This window comes from Martelella mangrovi (assembly GCF_040545495.1).
Lineage (GTDB): Bacteria > Pseudomonadota > Alphaproteobacteria > Rhizobiales > Rhizobiaceae > Martelella > Martelella mangrovi.
In genome coordinates, this window is the sequence record NZ_JBEPLY010000010.1 from 55770 (window position 1) to 76250 (window position 20481).

16 protein-coding genes are annotated in these 20481 nt (G+C 58.9%); 2 read left to right on the forward strand and 14 right to left on the reverse strand.

The genetic code is table 11. The features are described from left to right. Positions 1 to 36: 36 nt before the first annotated feature. The 12 genes from ABID12_RS14160 to ABID12_RS14215 all read right to left on the reverse strand — a co-directional run bounded on the left by ABID12_RS14160 (position 37) and on the right by ABID12_RS14215 (position 16673). On the reverse strand, positions 37 to 1119 hold the full coding sequence (locus tag ABID12_RS14160) for an ABC transporter ATP-binding protein (RefSeq protein WP_354434769.1): 1083 nt from the start codon (positions 1117 to 1119) through the stop codon (positions 37 to 39). Then, complete coding sequence (locus ABID12_RS14165; protein ID WP_354434770.1) at positions 1112 to 3376, reverse strand: glycoside hydrolase family 2 protein; 2265 nt, start codon at positions 3374 to 3376, stop codon at positions 1112 to 1114. The genes ABID12_RS14160 and ABID12_RS14165 overlap by 8 nt, the downstream gene beginning before the upstream one ends. A gap of 10 nt (positions 3377 to 3386) precedes the next feature. Then, positions 3387 to 4211 (reverse strand): carbohydrate ABC transporter permease, encoded by an 825-nt coding sequence (locus ABID12_RS14170; protein ID WP_354434771.1) that lies wholly within the window; start codon positions 4209 to 4211, stop codon positions 3387 to 3389. Beyond that, positions 4208 to 5104, reverse strand: a complete 897-nt coding sequence (locus tag ABID12_RS14175; RefSeq protein WP_354434772.1) for a carbohydrate ABC transporter permease — start codon at positions 5102 to 5104, stop codon at positions 4208 to 4210. Before ABID12_RS14175 ends, ABID12_RS14170 begins: the two co-directional genes overlap by 4 nt. 128 nt (positions 5105 to 5232) lie before the next feature. Beyond that, complete coding sequence (locus ABID12_RS14180; protein ID WP_354434773.1) at positions 5233 to 6504, reverse strand: ABC transporter substrate-binding protein; 1272 nt, start codon at positions 6502 to 6504, stop codon at positions 5233 to 5235. 119 nt (positions 6505 to 6623) lie between these two features. After that, a complete protein-coding gene (locus ABID12_RS14185) occupies positions 6624 to 7691 on the reverse strand; it encodes a LacI family DNA-binding transcriptional regulator (RefSeq protein ID WP_354434774.1) in 1068 nt (355 codons plus the stop codon). A gap of 433 nt (positions 7692 to 8124) precedes the next feature. Continuing rightward, positions 8125 to 10296 (reverse strand): alpha-glucuronidase family glycosyl hydrolase, encoded by a 2172-nt coding sequence (locus ABID12_RS14190; protein ID WP_354434775.1) that lies wholly within the window; start codon positions 10294 to 10296, stop codon positions 8125 to 8127. Between the two features lie 156 nt (positions 10297 to 10452). Continuing rightward, positions 10453 to 12120 (reverse strand): glycoside hydrolase family 43 protein, encoded by a 1668-nt coding sequence (locus tag ABID12_RS14195; protein ID WP_354434776.1) that lies wholly within the window; start codon positions 12118 to 12120, stop codon positions 10453 to 10455. Positions 12121 to 12152: 32 nt separating this feature from the next. Further along, entirely contained in the window at positions 12153 to 13235 is a 1083-nt protein-coding gene (locus tag ABID12_RS14200) for an ABC transporter ATP-binding protein (RefSeq protein ID WP_319520518.1), read from the reverse strand. Positions 13236 to 13249: 14 nt separating this feature from the next. Beyond that, the gene (locus ABID12_RS14205; protein ID WP_319520519.1) at positions 13250 to 14332 is read right to left on the reverse strand and encodes a carbohydrate ABC transporter permease; all 1083 of its coding nucleotides are present in this window, start codon (positions 14330 to 14332) and stop codon (positions 13250 to 13252) included. A gap of 2 nt (positions 14333 to 14334) precedes the next feature. After that, positions 14335 to 15297: a carbohydrate ABC transporter permease gene (locus ABID12_RS14210; RefSeq protein ID WP_354434857.1), complete on the reverse strand. Its 963-nt coding sequence runs from the start codon at positions 15295 to 15297 to the stop codon at positions 14335 to 14337. Between the two features lie 113 nt (positions 15298 to 15410). After that, positions 15411 to 16673 carry an ABC transporter substrate-binding protein gene (locus tag ABID12_RS14215; protein ID WP_354434777.1) on the reverse strand — a complete coding sequence of 421 codons (1263 nt, stop codon included), beginning with the start codon at positions 16671 to 16673 and terminating at the stop codon, positions 15411 to 15413. Positions 16674 to 17170: 497 nt separating this feature from the next. Here ABID12_RS14215 and ABID12_RS14220 point away from each other — a divergent pair, with 497 nt between their 5' ends. Continuing rightward, positions 17171 to 17863, forward strand: coding sequence for a GntR family transcriptional regulator (locus tag ABID12_RS14220; RefSeq protein ID WP_354434778.1), 693 nt, complete (start codon positions 17171 to 17173; stop codon positions 17861 to 17863). A 333-nt stretch (positions 17864 to 18196) separates the two neighbouring features. Here ABID12_RS14220 and ABID12_RS14225 read toward each other — a convergent pair whose 3' ends face one another. Both ABID12_RS14225 and ABID12_RS14230 read right to left on the reverse strand, forming a co-directional pair. Next, on the reverse strand, positions 18197 to 18613 hold the full coding sequence (locus tag ABID12_RS14225) for a hypothetical protein (protein ID WP_354434779.1): 417 nt from the start codon (positions 18611 to 18613) through the stop codon (positions 18197 to 18199). A gap of 15 nt (positions 18614 to 18628) precedes the next feature. Beyond that, on the reverse strand, positions 18629 to 19279 hold the full coding sequence (locus tag ABID12_RS14230) for a TetR/AcrR family transcriptional regulator (protein WP_354434780.1): 651 nt from the start codon (positions 19277 to 19279) through the stop codon (positions 18629 to 18631). Between the two features lie 233 nt (positions 19280 to 19512). On the opposite strand from ABID12_RS14230, the gene ABID12_RS14235 reads away from it, so the two are divergent. Then, complete coding sequence (locus ABID12_RS14235) at positions 19513 to 20277, forward strand: SDR family NAD(P)-dependent oxidoreductase (RefSeq protein WP_354434781.1); 765 nt, start codon at positions 19513 to 19515, stop codon at positions 20275 to 20277. Positions 20278 to 20481 lie beyond the last annotated feature (204 nt).

Sequence of the window (20481 nt, forward strand, 5' to 3'; positions counted from 1 at the left end):
CCTACCGGCCGGCTTTGGGCCTTTTGCGAAATATCATCACCCCGCCAGCCGGTTTCCGGCCTCGTCGAACAGATGAATGTCGTTTCGGTCGAAGGTCACCTGAATGGTCGTTCCGGACTTCAGCATGTGCTGGCCGGACAGCACTGCCAGTATGTCTTCACCGTGTCTGGCTGTGGCATAGACAACGGTTTCCGCGCCGAGTGCCTCAACCAGTTTGATGGTGATTTCAATGCTTGCTGCGTCTGTTTCCGCCAGACGGATGTTTTGCGGGCGAACGCCGACCGTGACCTTGGTTCCGGCGCTGACGGAGGCGGGCAAGGCAATGCCCGGCAGCGTCTCGCCGAGCAGGTTGAGTGCCGGAGCGCCATCATCACCGGCAATGACGGTGGCGGGCAGAAAATTCATTGACGGCGAGCCGATGAAACCGGCCACGAATGTATTCGCCGGTTCATTGTAGAGTTCGAGCGGCGTTCCGATCTGCTCGACCTTTCCCTGCCGCAGCACCACAATCCGGTCTGCCAGCGTCATCGCCTCGACCTGATCGTGGGTCACATAGATCATCGTCGTTTTCAGCCGGTCATGCAGGGCCGAAAGCTCGGCGCGCATGTGCACCCTCAGTTCCGCATCGAGGTTTGAAAGCGGTTCGTCGAACAGGAACACATCCGGGTGGCGCACGATCGCGCGGCCGATGGCGACGCGCTGACGCTGACCGCCGGAAAGCGCCTTGGGCTTGCGGTCCAGCAGCGCTTCAAGCTCGAGCATCCGCGCCGCCTCGTCGACGCGGCTTTCGATTTCGCGCTTGTCCATGCCGGCAAAGCGCAGGGCAAAACCCATGTTTTCCTTCACCGTCATATGCGGGTAGAGCGCATAGGTCTGAAACACCATGGCGATGCCGCGCTTGGCCGGGTCCTCGTCGGTCATGTCTGTACCGCCGATGGCAAGCTTGCCGGCGGAAACATCTTCAAGCCCTGCAATCATGCGCAGGAGCGTCGATTTTCCGCAGCCGGACGGGCCGACAAAGACGACGAATTCGCCGGATGCGACATTCAGATCCACACCCTTGATGACCTCGATATTACCGAACGTCTTGCGAATGCCGGAAAGCGAAACATCAGCCATCGATCCGTGCTCCCTCAACAGAAAATGTAACGCTCTGGTCATCAAAACCATGGGCGCGAACCCGAAGCGTCAGGTCTGCGGTCTCGTCCCCGGCCTCGATATAAAGACCGGCCGTGCCGCCCCTGAAGCTCAGGCAATCCGGTCCGACGATCCGTCCCGGTCCGTCAAGAAAGAGATGCACCGGCTCATCGAAGAAGGGCAGAATGTTGCCGCCCTGGTCGCGGACCCGCAGGATCACGCGAACGCAGTCCTTCTCGCCCGCGTAGAGCCTTGTCGCATCAGGATCGATTTCCAGCGTCGTCGGAACAGGCCCGGCAGGCAGCTTCATGGTGGTAACGGCTTTGCCATCGAGGTAGCCGGTCACGGTTCCGTCACGCCAGATGCGGCCCCATTCGCCGAACTCCTCCTGCGAGACCGAGCGCAGATCGACAACCACCGGCGGATGGGCCAGATGCGGATATGTGGCGCTGTCCGGCTCGATCCGTTTCGGCGCGTCATCGCCAAAGCTCAGTTCCACATAGTCGCAGTTCGTCAGGATGATCAGCGGCAGCACGCCGCCGATATTGCGCTCGCCGCGCGCCCAGAAGGTGACCGGCTGCATGACGACCCCGTTTTTCGGGTCGCCTTGCGAGGCATAGGCATAGGCCGCGAATTTGGGTTCCCGGTACATGTCCATCACGCCGTGGTAGCAGATGCGGTCGCCCGAGCCGAAATCCTCATGCGTGTTGTAGTCGAACATGCACCAGCCGGTTCCGCCGGCAATCGCCGGATCGCCGGCAATGGCGTTGAGCATCTGCAGATGCCGGGTCACATGTTCGGCCTGCCGCTGCTCCTGATCGAACCGTTTCGTCGGATACATATGGCCGCAATATTCGGTGATCATGTATGGCACATCGTGCGAAAGCCCGGTGACGCGCTTCTGTTCGCGGCGGAATTCGCGTCCGGCATTGCGGCCGGGCTGTTCTTCATCACCGAGAATGAAATCATTCATGGTGTAGACGTCTTCCAGCAGCTCACTGTCTTCGATACAGCGCACGCCGCCGGTCGGGCGCGTCGCGTCGAGTTCATGCGCCAGCCGGTTGGTCTCGGTGTAGAAATCATGGTCATCGGCAGATTCGTTGATCCGCACGCCCCAGATGATGATCGAGGGATGGTTCCAGTCGCGGGTGATCATCCGCCGGACATTCTCGATCGATTCCTGCTTCCAGATATCCGGGCCCATATGCTGCCAGCCGGGAATTTCCTCGAAAACAAGCAGCCCGATTTCATCGCAGCGATTGAGGAAATAGCTCGACTGCGGATAGTGCGAGGTGCGCACGATGTTGCAGGCAAGCTCGTGTTTCAGAATATCGGCGTCTTTTTCCTGGCCGCGCCTGCCCATGGCATAGCCAAGATGCGGCCAGCTCTGATGGCGGTTGAGGCCGCGCAGCTTGAGTGGCCGGCCGTTGAGGCGAAAACCATCGGTCTCAAATGAAACCGTGCGGAAGCCGAAGCGGGTCTCGCATGTGTCCGTGCCCGTCTCCGTTTCCAGCGTCAGCGCAAGCGTGTAGAGCGCCGGATCGTCGATATCCCAGAGCCTGATGCCCTCCAGGTCCTGCAACTCGATCAGTGCTTCTGGGCCGGTGACTGGGACTTTCGCCACGGCAAGCACATCGCCCTCGGCATCGGTCAGCTTTGCATGCAGCACGCCGTTTTGCGCCTTCGCCATATCGCCGATCAGAAACACCCGCGCCGATACGGATTTTTTCTCCGAAAGCACATCCGGCGTCTCGACCTTGACGTTGCCGATCGCGACCGGCGCGGTGACTTTCAGCCAGACGTCGCGGTAAAGGCCTGCATAGCAGAGATAGTCGATCTGCCCGCCGAAGGGCGGAATTTCAGGATTTTCAGAACCGTCAATGTGTACGGTCAGCAGGTTGTCGCCGCGGCGCAGATGCGCGGTCACATCGATCTCGAATGGCGTATAGCCATCCCTGTGATGGGCGACCTGCTCACCGTTCAGATAGACTTTTGCATCGGCCATCGCGGCATCGAAGACCAGCGAAACCCGCTTGCCCTCAAATGCCGGCTGCCAGGCAAGCACCTTCTGATAGGTGAACGCCTTCTGATAACGACGCTCATCGAAATAGTTATAGGGCAGTTCGACTGCCGTATGCGGCAAACGCACGGTTTCACCGGTCTGCATGGCCTGAAGCGCGCTGGCATCGAAGCCCTCACGGAAAGTCCAGCCTGCATTGAAATTTTCGATCTGGCGCATTGTCGTCATCCTATTTGACCGAGCCAAGCATGCCCTGGACGAACTGGCGCTGCATGGCGAAGAAAATGAAAAGTGTGGGAAGCGTGGCAAGAATGGTGCCGATCATCACCGTGCCGTAATCCGGATAATAGGCGGAGGCGAGCGACGACACCACGAGCGTGATCGTCTTGGTCTCGTTCGACTGCAGAATGATCAGCGGCCACAGGTAATTGTTCCAGTTGAGCATGAAGACGATGACGAAGGCTGCCGCATAGGTCGAGCGCATCACCGGAACATAGATGAACAGGAAAATCTGCCATTCCTTCAGGCCGTCGACCTTGGCCGCGTCTCTCAGCTCCGATGGAAAGGCTTTCGATGCCTGCCGGAAATAAAAGATCACGAACGCCCAGGCGATGGTCGGCAGAATAACGGCAAGGTGGGTGTCGATCAGCCCTGCCTTGCCCATCAGCATGAACAGCGGGATCATGATCGCCGCAAACGGCACCATCAGCGTCAGCAGGACAGCCGCATAGATGCGCTCGCGCATTTTCGAGCGGAATATCTCGAAGCCATAGCCTGCCAGCGAGGACACGAACAGGGTCAGAAGTGTGCCGGCTACGGCAATCTTGACCGAGTTCCACATGATCAGCGGCACGTCCACCTGCGTGACGAAGGTGCTGATATTATCGAGAAGGGCGGCGCCGAAAGACACCTTGCCGGTCACGATGTCTGCCGTCGTATTGGTTGCCCCGATCACCATCCAGATGAACGGAAACACAGAGATGAAGGCGGCCAGACCGAGTGCCGCATAGACGAGGGTTGCGGCGGTGTAGCGTTTGATAAGGCGCAGGGTCATTTGCGTTCCCTCGCGGCATAGAACTGCAGGAAGGACAGAACGGCGACAATCAGCACGATGACGTAGGAAACCGTTGCCGCATAGCCGAAGTTCGGCATGAAGCGGAAGGTCAGATTGTAGATGTAAAGCGAAAGCGTCAGCGTTGCATTCGCCGGGCCGCCCTTGCCCTCGGTCAGGTTATAGACTTCATCGAAAAGCTGCAGCGTGCCGATGGTCGACGTGATCGTGGTGAACAGGATCACCGGTTTCAGCATCGGAATGGTGATATGCAGAAATCGCCGGAATGCCGGAACACCGTCAATGCGGGCGGCCTCGTAGATCGACTTGTCGACGTTCTGCAAGGCGGCGAGGTAAAAGATCATATTGTAGCCGGTCCAGCGCCAGGTGATGGCGAGGATGATCAGCACCTTTGCCCAGAACGGATCCGTGAACCAGTGGATCGGTCCGTCGGTGATGCCGATCATGGTCAGCGTCCGGTTCACGATACCGTCGACGGCGAACATGCTCTTGAACAGGATGGCATAGGCAACAAGCGATGAAACGCAGGGCAGGAAGATCGCCGTGCGGAACAGGCCGCGAAATTTCAGGCGCGGATTGTTCAGGGCATTGGCGAGGATCAGCGCCAGCATGATCATGATCGGCACCTGCACGATGAGGAAGGTCATCGTGTTGGTCAGCGCCTGCCAGAAAACCGGATCGTGCCAGAGCCGGTCGATATTCCGGAAGCCGGCAAACTTCATCATCATGCCGCGACCGGAATAAAACGACAGGATCAGTGACCGGATGATCGGGTAGAACATGAAGGTGGCAATCAGGATGAGCGCCGGGCCGACAAACAGCCAGCCGTTAACATCGTAGAAACGCTTCAGATTGCCGGGTCTTGCTTTTGCCATGGTGAAATCCCGCCAGGGCGCAGCACATGTGGCTACGCCGGAAGATCATGACAGCGGCCGGGCCGCTGTCATTGCACATCGGGGACGGCGGAGGGAGGTCTGAGCCTTCTCCACCGCCTGCAGTATTGTTACTGAATCTGGAATTCGGCCTGCTGCTGAATGGCCTGCAGCACCTCGTCGACCGGCTTTCCGTCCACCAGCGACTGAAGGTTGGTCGTCACCGCTGTATCCAGCTCATTGGTGAAGATGCCGTATTCGACCGGCGGGATCTGGTTCAGCCAGTCAGAGAATTTCTGCCAGACCTTCTCGTCGTTGAAGAAGGGGTCGGCCTCCTGATAGGCCGCACCTTCGCGCGCCGCCAGGAGCGAACCGACCGCACCGCGCTCGGTCAGGATCTTCTGATAGAAATCGACATCCTTGGCATAAACTTCGTTCAGGAAGTCGATGGCCTCGTCCTTCACATCCGACGACGACAGGACGTACCAGCTGGAACCACCGAGATTGGAGGCATGGGTGGCGCCGTCAACGCCTTCAAGTGACGGGATCGGCGCAACGCCCCATTTGCCTGCCTGATCTTCCTGCGCCTTGATCGTGCCGGTGATCCACACGCCGGTGATCACCGAGGCGACATTGCCGGAGGTGAAGGCATTGACATAATCAGACCATCCGGTCGCCGGATAGATCAGTCCGGCATTGGCGATATCGGCCTGTGTCTGAAGCGCCTGCTTGAGCGCTGCATTGTCCTCGATATTGAGGCTGCCGTCTTCGTTGAAATACCATTCGCCGGCCGACTGCATCATGATACGGGTCATGCCGCCATCATTGAGGTCGAGCGTGGTCATCTTGTGGCCGGTCTTTTCCTCGACCTGCTTGCCGATCTCGATGAAACGGTCCCAGGTGATGTCCTGCATGTCTTCCGGGCTGAAACCGGCTTCATCCAGATAGTCGCGGCGGTAATACAGGCCGGTCACGCCACTGTCGAACGGCATGCCGTAGACCTTGCCGTCAAGCGTCATCAGCTTGACCTTGTAGGGCGCAAAGGCGGAATAATCGACAACGTCGTCCATCGGCGCAAAGGCGCCGGGGAAGGACTGGAGGTATTTCTGCGCGCCGTAGTCCTCGATCAGGACAATGTCCGGCAGCGCCTGTGTGGTGCCGGAGGCAAGTGCGGTCTGCAGCTTCTGCTCGACGTCGAGCTTGGCGAAATCGACAACGTTGAACGTCGTATCGGGATGTTCGGCGGTGTAAAGCGCACCGGCCTCTTCCATGATCGCGACGTTGAAATTCGGGTCCCAGCACCAGACGGTGATTTCGCCGGCAAAGGCGGTGGTCGCGGTCATGACGCAGGCGCCGGACAAGGCAACGGCCTTCACCCGGTTCAGCACGGAATGCTTATCCATGGTTTCCTCCCAATCGGATTATTGCTCCAGGCGGCTCTCTCCATGCCGCTTTTTTGAAGGTAACGATAAAACGGAAGCGTAAGCAAGAAAATTTTTAGTAAATTTTTAGACAGCGTCCGTCAGCATGTCTTCGGATGTCGACAACTGTCACGCCAGATCATGGTCGTCGGTATCGTGACCCGCTTGGCGTAGTCTTCCCGTCCGTTGATCCGTTCGATCAGAAGATCGACGGCGGTCTCGCCGATGGCTTCACCCGGAATTTTCATGGTCGACAATGCGGGGTTCAGAAACTGGGCGACCGGAATGTCGTTATAGGAGGCGATCGCAATATCGTCCGGTATCGACAGTCCTGCTTCCAGCGCTGCGCGCGCCGTGCCGATGGCAATATTGTCATTGGCCGTCAGGATGACATCCGGTCTGATGTCGTGTGAAAGCAGCGCTCTGGCCTGTTCGTAACCCACTTCAAGCTTCAGGTTCTGACCGTTGTTGCAATCATCGTTGAGCGCAATCAGCGCAGGGTCGAACGTGCCATTGGCCTTTTGCCAGTCGACATAGGTGCGGCAGCGTATTTCGCTGTAGGGCTGGCTCGGTTCATCGATCCGGTCATGGGCGCCGATGAACGCGATGCGCTGGTATCCCGCCTGCTTCAGACCGTCCAGGATCGTCCGTGTTGCTGCACCCAGATCGCTGAAAACGCAGTCAAAGTCTTCACGCTTGGGCACAAAGTCGGCGAAGACCGTATGGGCGCTGTGGCTTGCAATGAATTCGATATCAGCAGAGCGATGCTTGCCGATCACGATCACGCCCGCCATGCTCTCCAGAAGGGCGGCACTGGCGGCCAGATCGGCATGAAACACCTTGACGATTTCCGTATCGAACAGGCGGCAACGCCGCTCGATCCCAAGCCGGACGCCGATATAATAGGGGTCGATCAGTTCCTCATCGGCTTCCAGAAAATGCACCGTCGCCAGTTGGGGCAGGGCGGGCATCCGGGTAGCCGAACGCAGCGATCCGAGCCTGTGTCGGTTCCGGTTGCGCGGCGTTTCGTAATTGAGCGCCTCGGCGGTTTCAATGATCGCTTTTCGCTTCGGCTCCGAAATCGAAAGCGAAGGGTCATAATTCAGCACCCGCGAAACCGTGCCGGATGAAACGCCTACCGCTCTGGCAATTTCGCGTATCGTTACCACGTCCTATCCTCCTCGGCCTTCACCTCGCCTTGCCGGCAACAGCCTGTCCCGATCCCAGGCGCTGGCTGGCTGCTTGATCGACGGAACAGCACTCACTCCCGGTACTGCTCTCCCCTAACTGACGCAACCACAGACGTCTTTACCAGAGTCTTATGGCAGTTGTGTCCGGATTAGTAAATTTTTACTAATCAGTGTGGGCAGATTGCCGCAGTTTTAGAACACGGAGGCGCGGTCGTGGAGGCGTACCGCAACGTCTTTCAGCAGGGCCGAGCGGCACATGCCGGACAGTCAGGCTTCGACTGTCTGTCCGCTATGCCGAGGAACTTGACAAGGTTCGCATGGATATGAGCGGCGGCAGACGTGGATCGGTCGGGGCGCCGGGAGCGCTGCGAAAATAGGGCGCTCCCGGGCCGTCGATTGCCGGGGTTAGAAGCTATGCCGGATTTCCCGGCGCGTGGCAGTGATGGATTTCGCGATAATGGGCAAGCGCGTGTGCGGGCTGCTTGTGGCCTTCCGGCAGCGGACGTTGTGCAACGGCACTGAAATAGGCCAGGCAGGCGTCGCGCCACCATTGCGCTTCGCGATGCTGGATCTCAAGGAATGTGCGGATCTGGGCAAAACGCTGGCCATCGACATGGGCGCGCTGTTGGTCCCAGATGTCGATCATGCGCGCTGTTTCCGCAACGCCTGCGTCATAACGCTCGGCAAGTCCCTGCCACAGCGTTTTGCCCGAGGAAAGCGGAAAATCCCAGGAAACGTGGTGGAACCAGAGCAGGTAGCGCTCGTCAAGGGCATGGGGATCGGCAAACAGCGCCTGAACTTCGGGGCTATACTGCGCGATTGCGTTGCTGCCGTCGGCAAGGCGATTAAAGCCGATACCGTCCTTGTCGGCGCGGTTATAATAGGTCGGGTTCCATTCCGGTCGGTCCAGCTCGCTGACCCAGGGGCCGGGACCATAATGATGGCCGGTCGCCACCTGATGATGCAGGCCGAAAGGCATCATGTAGTTGACCAGGGTTTCCGGTGAACGCATCATCATCTCGACAACAGTGCTGACAAAGCCGGGCTCACAGGTGAAGGTCATTTTCACCCAGTCTTCGGCAATGGCAGCAGCCGTTTCATCCGGGTCCCACGCCATACGCCCGAACACATACCAGTTTGCCTGATTGAACGTGCCGCCGGTCCAGTCCCGGTCTGTGCCGATATTGGCCACCGCTGCGATCCCGGTGACCGGGTGGGGGAAGGTTTTGCCCTTGACGATTTCGCTGACGGTCGAACCCGGCCCGCGCGCATGGGTATCGAATTTCAGCACCTCTTCGAAGACGGGGCCGAGATAGGCCAGATGGGTTGCCTGGCCGAGATATTCCTTGGTGATCTGGAACTCCATGACCAGCGGCGTTTTTGTGATCTGGCCGAAGATCGGCGAAAACGGCTCGCGCGGCTGGAAATCGATCGGACCGTTTTTGACCTGCAGGAGAACGTTGTTCCGGAATGTCCCGTCGAGTGGCTTGAATTCATTGAGCGCTTCCGTCGCCCGGTCGGTTCCGGCATCGGACGCGTAGACGAAGGCGCGCCAGATCAGGATGCCGCCATGGGGCGCAAGCGCGTCGGCAAGCATATTGGCGCCGTCGGCATGGCTGCGGTCATAGTCTCCGGGCCCCGGCTGGCCTTCGGAATTGGCCTTGACCAGAAAGCCGCCGAAATCCGGGATCCAGCGATAGACCTCGCTTGCCTTGTCCTTCCACCACGCCTGCACCGCCGGATCGGCAGGGTCCGATGTGGCCGTTTCGCCCAACGCCGAAGGGGATGCGAAATTCACCGAGAGGAAAACCTTCAGGCCATACGGGCGGAAAATATCCGCCAGCCTGGCGGCTTTTGCCAGATAGGCCTCCGTCAGAATTTCCGGGGCGGCATTCACATTGTTCAACACCGTGCCGTTGATGCCGATGGACGCATTGGCGCGTGCATAGTCAATATAGCGCCGGTTGACGTAATCGGGCAGCGTCCACCAGTCCCAGATTGAAAACCCGGCATAACCGCGTTCGACAGAGCCATCGAGATTGTCCCAGTGATTGAGCAGTCTCAGCTCGACCTTGGGGGCGGAACTGATATCGATCCGCGCCGGATCACCCCCCGTCTGGATATGACGCAGAAACGCGAAACAGCCATAAAGCACGCCAATATCGGTGTTGGCGGCAATAGCGGTAACGCGCTTGCCCTCATGGATCAGGCTGCGAACGCGATAGCCTTCCTTGCCGAGTTCCGGCAATGAGAGGTCGAGGTCCGCGATCACAGGCAGGCTGTCGGGCGTTCCGACAAGGACTGCACCGTCGCTGATCCCGCCGCCCTCGCGAACCGGGACACATTTGACCAGCATTGCGAAAAACGCCCGCTCCAGTTCGTCACGGGCAACGGTCAGCGTCGGGTTTTCGGCGCCGAACACGAAAGCGCGGACACAGTCCTCCACGTCTTTCAGACGGGTTTGCGCAAGCGGCAGATAGCGAAGCCAGAGATCATAGCCGTCTTCATCGACAGCTGCTGCGGCGCAGTGCTGGTTGTTTCTGTCAGCTTCCAGTTTGAGCAGGCGCGATAGCAAGGTGTTCATCAGTTTGTACCGTTGGAACCGGATGACGCGGGCGGAATATCGGCCGCTTTCGGCGTCAGCCCTGTTTCAGGGAGCAAGGCCGTCCTGTCCCCGGCGCTGTGCACCGAAGTCAGGCGGGTTTGCTGTGTTCAAAAAAGCGCGGTGCGGAAACGCCGCCTATCCGAGCGTTTCGTAGTCGAACCAGTCGAAATCGGCGGCGTGCCCCTGTCCGCCGATGTCGTAGGCTGCCATGCCGACAAAGGCGCCGGTAAAGTTGTTGCCCTCGCCGACACCGGCTTCGTCAGACAGGATCGTCGCATCCAGAACCGGGCCGATTGTCTGCCAGGCGCCGTCGGAGACCCGCCAGCTGAACTGTAGTGCTGCTTCATCGACTTCTGCGCGGAGCTCCACCGGACCGTCCGGCAGTTTTTCCGGTTCGCCGGAAAAGACCGCCTTGCCGAACGGGAAATCGCCGAGTGTCGACATGATCCGAAGCGCACGGCTTCCGTCGTCTTCCCGGGTCACGCTGAGGAAATGATACTGGCACTGATTGTACCAGCAGATCAGCCCTGCGAAGCTCTGGAAGTCCCGTGGTTCATAATGCATACGCGTGGCAGCGCGGTAGCGATGTGCTGTTTGCCGCCGTGCAAGAAGCGCCTGCTCGAACATGTTTCCGGGCGACTGCCGGCCGTATATGCGCAACTGCCCCGGACTGGCATCGAGCGAAAACAGCCGGTCCGGCTCGGGACTGCGAAGCCACTGAAAAGCAGAGGGTAATGGACCGGGCGCAAAGCTGGTCCGCACGGTCGTCTCTTCTGCCGCGGCGGCAACAATGCCCGCCGGCCGTGGCGTATGAAGCGATGTCGGATGCTGGCCGCCTTCGGCGAGATAAAGCCAGCCATCGTCCCGCCACTCCACTTTCTGGATCGCCGTTTCGCGGCCAAGCGGCGAGCGGCGTTGCAGCACGTTCGATCCCGGCAGGTCGCGGCGGATCTCGGATTGGCCCGCAGAACCGGTAACCGTGATCGGCCGGGAACACAGATGCACCATGTAGGTTTCGCCGGCGGGTGTGTCGACGATATCGGCATGGCCGCAACGCTGCAAAGGCGCGTCCGGCGCAAAGGCCGTCGTCAGAACATGCTTTTGCGGGTGAACCTCATAGGGGCCAAGCAGATCGGGGGAGCGCGCCAGGGTGACGGCATGGTCATAGCCCGTGCCGCCCTCGGCCGTCATCAGATAGTACCAGCCATCCCGGAAATAGAGATGCGGCGCCTCGGTCAGCTTGCGGTCAGTTCCCTTGAAGATGTTGTGAACGGGACCGGTCAGCCTTTTTTCGGCGACGCTGTATTCCTGCAGGACAATCCCGGCAAACTGATCGCCATGGCCGGTCTGACGATGATCCCAGAGCATGTTGACCAGATATTTCCTGCCGTCGGGAGCATGAAACAGGGAAGGGTCGAAGCCGCTGGAATTCAGATAGACGCGTTCGGACCACGGGCCGGTAATGGACGGCGCGGTTGTCACATAGTTCGGCGCATCCTTGAAGCTGCCGGAAAGCCGTTTGACATCCGTGTAGACCAGCCAGAACAGACCATCCGCATAGGTCAGGCACGGCGCCCAGATGCCGCAGCTGTCGGGATTGCCGCGCATATCGAGCAAATCGGCGCGGGCCAGGGGGCGGCTGACCAGCGTCCAGTTTGCCAGATCGCGGGAATGGTGGATCTGCACGCCGGGATACCATTCGAAGGTCGACGTGGCGATGTAGTAGTCTTCGCCGACCCGGCAGATGGACGGATCGGGGTTGAAACCCGGCAAAATGGGGTTGGTGATCATGTTTTCGGTCATGGAAACACGGCCTTGCGGTTGGGCGTCACGGGTCATCGGATGGCCTGTTCGTTGGTATCGAAGAGATGCCAGGCGTGCGCCTTGGGCCGCACGACAAGCACATCGCCACGTTGCGTCTTGAACTGACCGGGCTTGTGCAGCAGGATTTCCGTGCCATCGGCGAGGGTGCCGTGCAGATAGGTATCGCGGCCATGCTGTTCCGCGACGGAAACGGAAAACTGCCAGCCCTCGCTGTTGTCATCGACGACTTCAAGATCCTCCGGGCGAATACCGAGACTGACGGACTGGCCATCCTGCACCGGTAATCCCTTGCTTGCCAGTGAAATCTTTCCGAGCTTTTCGGATGCGAAGACCAGTTCGCTGTCGCCCTTCAGGGCGATCTGGCCCTCCAGAAAGTTCATCCGGGGCGAGCCTATGAAACCGGCGACGAACTTGTTGTCGGGGTGGTTGTAAAGCTCCAGCGGGGCACCGACCTGCTCGATATTGCCCTTGCGCAGCACCACGATCTTGTCTGCCATGGTCATGGCTTCGATCTGGTCGTGGGTCACGTAGATCATCGTGTTGCCGAGACGCTCATGCAGGGCGTTGATCTCGAACCGCATGACCACGCGCAGCTCGGCATCGAGGTTCGAAAGCGGCTCGTCGAACAGAAAGATCTTTGGCTCGCGCACGATCGAGCGGCCGATGGCCACGCGCTGCCGCTGGCCGCCGGAAAGCTGTGTCGGACGGCGGTTCAGCAATTCGTCGATCTGCAGCAATACGGAGGCCGCCTGAATGCGCTTTTCAATTTCGGCTTTTGCCATGCCGATGTTTTCAAGCCCGAAGCTGAGGTTCTGGCGGACCGTCATATGCGGATAGAGCGCATAGGACTGGAACACCATCGACACGCCACGATCGGCCGCCGGCGTGCGCACCACGCTTTTTTCGTCGATCAGAATGTCGCCGGTGGTCGCCGTTTCCAGACCGGCGATCATGCGCAGCAGGGTGGACTTGCCGCACCCCGACGGACCGACGAAAACAACGAACTCGCCGTCTTCGATATCGAGATTGACATTGGGAATAACCTCGACGGAACCGAAGGTCTTGTTGAGGTTTCTGAGTTTGAGATTAGCCATGGGAGGTAACCTTCTTATTTGACGCCCGACGAAGCGATGCCGGCGGTGATGTAACGCTGCAGGAACAGGAAGGCACAGGCCAGCGGAAGTGCCGTGAGCGTCGTCATTGCAAGCAGCAGATGCCAGACAATGCCGTTTTCGGTCTGGAAGCCGGCAAGGGCGAGCTGCAATGTGTGAACTTCAGGACGGTTGAGAACGATCAGGGGCAGCAGGAAGTCGTTCCAGCGGCTCATCACGGAGAACACAGCCACAACAGCCAGAGCCGGCGTTGCGAGCGGCAACACGATCCGCCAGTAAATCTGCCATTCCGAAGCATGGTCCATGCGGGCCGCTTCCAGAAGCTCGTCGGGAATGGTCAGCATGTACTGGCGCAGCAGGAACACGCCCGTCGGCGTTGCCACCGTCGGCAGAATGACGCCCCAGAGATTGTTGACCAGTCCGAGCTCCGACACGATCAGATAGGTCGGCACAAGGATCACGGTCGGCGGCACCATCAAGGTCGCGATGATGGCCACCAGCGCGACCGTCGAGCCGGTGAACTTGTATTTCGAAAGCGCAAACGCCGCCATGGAGTTCATGATCAGGGTAATGATCGTCGCCACGACCGTGATAAAGGCGGAGTTGTAGATATTCAGCCAGATATTGCCGCCGGAAGTTTCGAGCAGTTCGCTGTAATTCTCGAAGGCAAGATGAAACTGCCTGACCGGCGTGGCGTCATTGACGTCCACGGTCACCCGGCCTGCTTCCGGATTTGCCGGGTCAACCATCTGCGCACGGATACCGATGCGCCTCAGCTGCGCCATCGGCGTGACCGAACCATCCTCCTGCGTCACATTGAAGAGCGGCAGCGGCTCGTCATATCCATCAACCTCGATGGTCTGAACCGTCTGCGGCAGCAGCGTCGGCGGATATTCGGAAAGGTTGGCAGGCGCCTTGAAGGACGAGATCAGCACCCAGAGCACGGGCAGGAGCATGACCACGACACCGAGCAGCAGGTAACCATAGGTGACATAGTCGCCCCAGGTCGCCTTGATGCCCCCCTGCTTGCGGGTCAGGAACGGAATGATACCGCGACGGTTTTGGGAAGAAGCGTTCATGATCATTTCCTGTCTCCCGACAGCTTCATCTGCACGAGTGTGAAGACGAGGAGAGCAGCGCCGAGAAGCAGCGAGGCGGCTGCGGCAAGGCCGTAATTGCGTGGCTGCGCGGCAAAGCCCGTTTCATAAATATACTGAACCAGAAGCATGGTCGCAGAACCGGGGCCGCCCCCTGTCAGCACGTAGATTTCATCAAAGGTCTGGACCGAACGGATAACCGCGAGAATGAAGACCACCAGCAGAACCGGCTTGAGCATCGGCACTGTGATGCGTGTGAAAACCCGCCACGGCGAGGCCCTGTCCATTTTTGCGGCTTCATAAACATCCTGCGGTATCGACTGCAGGCCGGCCAGGAGAATAATCATGAAGAAGCCCGAATGCGCCCAGACGGTCACGAAGATTGCCCAGAAAAACGCCCAGTTTGAATCCGCCAGCCATGAGAAGCGATCAAATCCGAACAGCCCCAGAACCCCGTTCAGAATGCCGTTTCTCTGCAGGATCCACTGCCAGGTCAGCGCCACGACGACGGGAGAGAGCATGACCGGGAAGAAGAACACGCCCCTGAAGAAGCCGCGTGCCCTGATTTTGCCATTCAGCGCCACGGCGGTGATCAGCGCCACGCCCATCATGAAGACGACCTGTAGCGGCACAAACATGAGCAGGTTGCCAAGCGCGCGCCAGAACAGGTCACGCGAGCAGCTCGAGGGATCGAGATAGTTCTGGCAGTCCAGCAGCGTTGCGTAGTTCGCACCGCCGACAAAATGCCGCTCGCTCAGGAACAGATTGTCACTGCCGGTAACCGAATAATAAATATTGATGAAGACCGGCAGCAGCGAGAAGAACAGAACACTTGCCATGTTCGGCGTCAGAAACACCCAGGGCAGCCTTTTGACGCCGATGACCTTCTGAAGCCATTTCCAGAGAGGGTCGACGGCCCGGGCAGGCAATGACGCCACTGTTCCCAGCACGGCCGAAATCGTACCACTTGCCACAATATCACCTTTAGAGATTGGCGCTGACTGAGCATGACGGACAGCATCCGTCACGCCGTTTCAGTATTGACCTTGGCGGGGACCGATCAGTTTTGCGCCGCCGAGATCGCCAGCCGGACGTCCTGATCAATGCGCTCCAGCGCGGTGTCGATATCCATTTCGTTGTTCAGAACCTGGCTGATGCGCGTCGTCATCGAATTCATCATCGCCCGCTCGAAGGTCCAGCCCTGGAAACGATAGGCGGTCGGCGACATCTTCGGGATCTGGTTGATGAAGGTCGAAAGCCCGTTCTGGACCTTCTCGGAGACGCCCGGATATTCAATGCCGGATTCAACCATCGACTGCGCGGTGGGAATGTTGACGGCTGCCGCGATCATCGTACGCAGGTTCTCGTCCCGTGCCGCGAAATTGAGGAACTTGCCGACCAGTTCCGGCTCGTCCGTATGTTTGAAGCCGGCGAGAGCGCCGCCGCCGGGCATGGCCGAGCAGGCAGCAACGCCGCATGGCGCGTTGATAACTTCCCAGTCGAAGAAATCGCCGACTTCCTCATCAAGGCGTCGCAGCTGCCAGGAGCCGCCATAGTAAAGAACCGTCGTGGCGTTGACGAAATCGGTGAAATTGTCGCGCATGGTCGCGCCGCCGACGGCACCCCACAGGTCCATCGGCATGGTGCCGTCACGGTGCCACTCGACGAATTGCTCGATCGCGTTGCGCAGCCCCTCGTCGATAACCGGCATGCCCTCCTCGTCGACAAGCTCTGCGCCGTAGGAAATCGCCATGGCGGCGAAACGATGCCCGGAGCGATCCATCTCGACGGGGAAATCGGTATAGGTTGCTTCAGCGACTTCGTGCGCCGCCGCACCCCAGTCTGCCCAGGTCGCATCGGCACCCGGAAGCGCGACGCCGGCCTGTTCGAACAATGTCTTGTTCACGAAACCGCCGGTCACCGTGATCGAATCCGGCAGGCCGTAAATGGCGTTCGGATCGGAACCCTCGCCGCGCATCCAGTCAAGTACCATACCAAACTGTTGCTCGAAATAGTCCTGATCGACGTAGGGCGTCAGATCCAGGTAATACTCGGACATGCCACCAAAATCGGTCACAACGGAGATGTCGGGGCCGCCGCCCGACGCGAGCTGTACCGGCAGGCTTTCGGCGACGGACTGATAGCTGACAACCTCGAGATTGATGGTCGTTCCCGGGTTTTCCGCTTCGAATGCCTCGATGACCGGCTCGAGAAAATGGTCCAGCGCCTGAACGGTGATTTCCTGCGCGCTTGCGCCTGTTGCAAGGGCAAGGGTCGCAACAGTGGCTGCGAACGCCGTAAGGCGCCGTTTGTGGCAATTCATTATCTAACCTCCCGAAGATTATGACTGACTGACAAGGTCAAGTGATGGAGAAAAACTACCATACAATTTTCCCATGTCAACGATCACGCTCACCCGTCTTGGAGTTCCGGAATCGTATGTTTATGCGCGGAGATTTCGTCATTTTCTCCTTCTTGATCGCCACATCGGAGTATGCTTTGTGAAATTCAGGTACATAATTTGTTATTATGCGCTAGTGTGTTGAATATTATAATTTTTTAAATTGATATTTAAATTTGTTGTAATGATATTTATATTTTAAAGTCTAAAATGTTTTGATTTTATATTCAATTTCGATTGTGAGGAGGGTGAGTGTCCGTTTTCAGGCAGAGGCCGCCAACGTCAAAAACCAACGGTTTTGACCTGTGTAACGACTAAAATCCCCAGAATTGGCTTATTTAGTATGGTAAATGCGAGTCGCGTGGTGGTATGGTTGCCCGTCGGCATCGGAATGGTAATGTTAGGGGATGGCGGAAGACATGACGGAAACGAATCTTGATTTTCTGGGGCCTGTGGATTTCACCCAGCCCATCGTTCCGCAGGTGCATCGAAAGCTGCGCAACGCCATCATTCGCAACTATCTTGTGCCGGGCCGCCGGGTCTCGGAAGCCGGCGTTGCCGAGGCTCTCAAGGTTTCCCGTCAGCCGGTGCGCGAAACCTTTATCAGGCTGGCGGACCAGGGCATGCTCGATATCCGTCCGAAAAGCGGCAGCAGCGTTCCGCAGATTTCGATTTCGAAAGTCGTCCAGATACAGGCGATCCGGGAGGCGCTGGAGGCTGATATCGCGCGCGCGGCGGCGCGGCTGATGGCGAAACGCCAGATCGACGAACTATACCGCCAGCTGGAAGACCAGTCCGCCGAGGAGGCGCGCATACCCTCCAGGTTCATGGAGCTGGATGATCTTTTTCACAAGACGCTGGCGCAGGGCGCGGACCTGCCTTTTGCCTGGAGTGTTATCGAGATGCAGAAGGCGCAACTCGACCGCGTCCGCTTTCTGGCTCTCAACGAGATGATGTCGAATGCGCTGAAAGAGCAGCATGCGTCCATTGTCGAAGCGATCGCCGCCCACAATCCGGATCGCGCCGAAATGGAAATGCGGGCGCATTTGCGGAATGTCCTGCGCGACCTGCCCGTCATCGCCCGCAGAAACAGCAGCTACTTTACCGACTGATCCAATGTCGCTGCCTGCGACGGGACGTCGACCATGCTGTTTCGGGCAGGGCGGTAGTCGGAACCGAGGCTGAGCTTGAAAGGCTGAAGGTGCAGGCTGCAGCGGAGGAATGGCAGGCTGAAACGCCGACCTCGAACAAGGTCTGTTGAAGGAAGGCTTTCGGCCTTGAGCCGGAATCCTGTAAGGGCCAAGTCCTTGCGCGCAAAGACTCTTTCTGAAAGGGCATAACAAGCGGCCCTGGATACCGGCTCAAGGCCGGTATGACGAAAGAACGCGGAATGAGCTTTTCCAGCAGTCTGAGGAAGGGCTTTCAACCGGCGTGGCAACCCGTTGTCAGTAGTTCAGGTCGAAGCTGGGGCAATAGGGCGCGAGCGCTTCGCGGTAGCTGCGGCTGGCCGTCTGAAACGCGCCTGTCGCCATGGGGTGCTGTGGATCCCCGGTCTCGAATTCCTGTGCCTCTTCTGCCACGGCGATCAGATCATCAACGGTCGGCGTCACGCTTGCGGGAAGGGTCGGCTGCACGTCTGCCAATGCGGCAGTGGCCTCGTCGAGCGGCGCCTTGCCAATCATGGAGATTTCCAGCTTTGACATGGCCATGACAACGGCCAGGCATTGGTCCTCGCTCATGGTGTCGTTCGCAGAGGACGTGGTGGCGCCGGCGAGAAGGGTGGTGAACATAATGGCTATCAAAGCATTTCGCCGCATTGCTAATCTCCCTTGAAATACAATAGCATCGGCGGAATTGGCCATGCTCGTGCCTTGATGTCAACAGTCGCGTCGTTCGCGCTCGATCTCCGTGAGATAGGCGGTCAGAACGCGTGGAACCTCCCGCATGTAGTAGGCCAGCTGCTCCGGCTCGAGCACATAGGCCACATGCAGCGTGCCTGCTGCTATGGCGTGCAGCATCGCCGCATGGCGCTCCAGTGCTGCAGGCGGCAGGTCCGGCAAACGGGCCGCCAGCATGCGCCTGACCTCCTCGATGAAACCCGCTTCTTCTGCCGGCGTGCGCTTGCCGTGCATCAACGGGAAGAAATCGGGGTGTCGCCTTGCATAGTCGAGATAGGGCGAAATGAGACGCTGGATCGCCGCGTCGACCGACAAGTCCCGCCAGGACTCCTCGGGAACGGCATTCAGTTCGGCCTTGATCTGTTCGATGCGCGCATTGTGCCGCGCCGCCAGCGCTTCGAGCACGCCGGCCTGATCCGGAAAGAAATGGTAGAGAGAGCCAATCGAAGTCGATGCCCGACGGGCGATGCCGTGCATGGTCAGCGCGGGCAGGCCGTTTTCCGCGATGATCCCGGCTGCTGCGTCAAGGATGGCCTCAACCCGCGCCTGGCCACGCAGCTGCATCGGCGTGCGCGGGGTTCCGCGCGGAGCATCTTCCGACAATGACTTCCCTTCATGTGCCTGAGACAAGAGGCCCTCCTTTACCACATCACAGATCAGACCGATGGCAAATCGATAAACTAGACACTTTTGTCTAATACTATTAGAAGCAGACGAAGGCGTCCAGTTTGAGTGATGTGGACGTCAGATGCGTTGTCGAGAGCGCGAAAGTCAGACTGAAAGCGGTTCCCGAAGCCGGTGCTCCCCAGGATATGCCTTGCCGACCAATGGCCTTCAGGGACCGGGAAAAACAGGAGAAATTCATGGGAAGACTGGACAACAAGGTCGTGTTCATCACCGGAACCGCCGGTGGTCAGGGACGCGCTGCCGCGCTCTTGTTTGCGAAAGAAGGCGCGCATGTCATTGGTTGCGACCTGAAGGAAAAGGAAGCAGCTGAGACGGTTGAAATGGTCCGCGCGCAGGGCGGAAAAATGGACTCTTCCATCGTCAATCTGACCGATTCCGATGCCGTGACGCGTTGGATCGAGGATGGTATCGCAGCCGCCGGGAGGATCGACGTTCTCTACAATAATGCCGGCAATCCGCGGATGAGCCCGTTTGGAGAAATGTCGTGGGAAGACTGGTCCCACACGCTCCACATGGAACTCGACACCGTGTTTTACGCAACCCGTGCCGCGTGGAACCACTTTGTCGCGCAAGGCGGCGGGAACATCATCAACACGGCTTCGGTGATCGGTCACCGCGGCTATGGCGCAACCGGGCAGGCCGCTCATGCCGCGGCCAAGGGCGGCGTGCTTGCTCTGACACGGCAACTGGCGGCCGAAGGCGCATCGCACAAGATCCGCGTGAATTCGATTTCTCCGGGGACGGTCATGACCCCCGCCCTCGGCGTTCTCACCCAAGAACAGCTCGTCGAGATGAACGACATGCAGCCGATCGGACGAGCCGGCCAGCCCGACGATATCGCAAATTGCGCGCTCTATCTGGCCTCCGACGAGTCGGAATGGGTCACAGGGGCCGACTTCATCATCGACGGCGGCATCAGCCAGATCCTCTCGACCTCGTGACAGAAAACGGCGCGCAGCTTTCGCTGCGCGCCGCAGACTGCTGACAAACCCAAAGACGTGCATGGTGTTGCCTCCGCCAGCCGTCCCACAGGTGTCATGCTCGGACGCGATCCGAGCATCCATTCCGCTCAACCCTTTAATAAGAAAGGGTTTCAAGAAAGCATACATCGTGTGGCTCTGGATCCTCGGGTCAAGCCCGAGGAT